The 280-nt window shown below is 39.3% G+C and carries 2 protein-coding genes; one reads left to right on the top strand and one right to left on the bottom strand.

Annotated elements, in window-relative coordinates; all coding sequences use genetic code 11:
• Window positions 1-127 (top strand): ATP synthase delta/epsilon chain alpha-helix domain-containing protein (locus SORDD16_RS10260; protein ID WP_277730708.1); only part of this gene is annotated, 127 nt, incomplete at its 5' end.
• A gap of 43 nt (window positions 128-170) precedes the next feature.
• On the opposite strand, the gene SORDD16_RS11245 is transcribed toward SORDD16_RS10260, so the two are convergent.
• A partial coding sequence (locus SORDD16_RS11245; protein ID WP_164966540.1) for a beta-propeller fold lactonase family protein occupies window positions 171-280 on the bottom strand: 110 nt, incomplete at its 5' end.

Here is a 280-nt window from a genome sequence, read left to right as displayed (position 1 = left end):
CGCTAAACGTCGCGCCGAGCAGGAAATCGAAGAAGCACATGACAAGCATTTGATTGACCAAGAACGACGTGCAAAGATTGCTTTACAACGTGCCATTAACCGGATCAATGTCGGAAATAAATTATAAAATAAAAATGAACTTGTGACATCAAGTTCATTTTTATTTTTTCTTAGTTAGCAAAGCGAATGCAAACGGCTTCCGGTACATGGAAATCATTAGAAAGTTTTGCTAGACGACCAGTTTCGGGATTGCGTCTGAAAACAGTCGCATTATCAGAAT

This window comes from Streptococcus oralis, from assembly GCF_001578945.1.
GTDB lineage: Bacteria > Bacillota > Bacilli > Lactobacillales > Streptococcaceae > Streptococcus > Streptococcus oralis_Q.
This window is presented reverse-complemented; position numbering and strand designations above follow the sequence as displayed.